Origin of the sequence: Paraburkholderia sp. RL17-381-BIF-C, from assembly GCF_046026435.1 — a bacterium.
Lineage (GTDB): Bacteria > Pseudomonadota > Gammaproteobacteria > Burkholderiales > Burkholderiaceae > Paraburkholderia.
Genome location: NZ_JARESX010000204.1, coordinates 1 through 743, shown reverse-complemented (window position 1 = coordinate 743; position 743 = coordinate 1). Strand labels below are relative to the sequence as shown.

Here is a 743-nt window from a genome sequence, read left to right as displayed (position 1 = left end):
TACGACGGCTTCGATGGTGGCGCGGGTTCGCGCTATCAGGCCAAACGCGAAGTCCGCTCGTTCTGGTATCCGACGTGGCTTGCGCAGCCTGCGGCACTCGTGCCCGACAGCCGCGTGCTCGATGCACCGGCAGACGGTCTGTCGGTGGATCAAACGCTCGACATTGCGCAGCAATACGATCTGGTGGTGATCCACACCAGCACGCCGTCCTTTCCCACCGACGCCCTGTTCGCCGAAGACCTGAAGAAGCGCAAGCCATCGGTTTTGATCGGCATGGTGGGCGCGAAGGTCGCCGTCGATCCTCACAATTCGCTGGTTGCCACCGAGGCGATCGATTTCCTCTGCCGCGAAGAATTCGACTTCACCTGTCAGGAAGTGGCCGAAGGCAAACCGTTCTCGCAGATCAAGGGTTTGAGCTATCGCGCCGCCGACGGTTCGATCGAGCACAACGAAGCGCGCCCGATCCTCGAAAACATGGACGAGCTGCCGTTCGTGGCGCCCATCTACAAGCGCGATCTGAAGATCGACAACTACTTCATCGGCTATCTGAAGCATCCGTACGTGTCGATTTACACGGGCCGCGGCTGCCGCTCGAAGTGCACGTTCTGCTTGTGGCCGCAAACCGTGGGCGGCCACCGCTACCGCACGCGCTCGGTCGAGAACGTGCTGGCCGAAGTGAAGTGGATTCGCGACAACATGCCCGAAGTGAAGGAGATCATGTTCGACGACGACACGTTCACCGA

At 60.6% G+C, this 743-nt stretch carries 1 protein-coding gene; it reads left to right on the top strand.

The window, feature by feature from the left end:
* A partial coding sequence (locus P0D70_RS36690; RefSeq protein ID WP_494478133.1) for a hopanoid biosynthesis associated radical SAM protein HpnJ occupies positions 1-743 on the top strand: 743 nt, incomplete at both ends.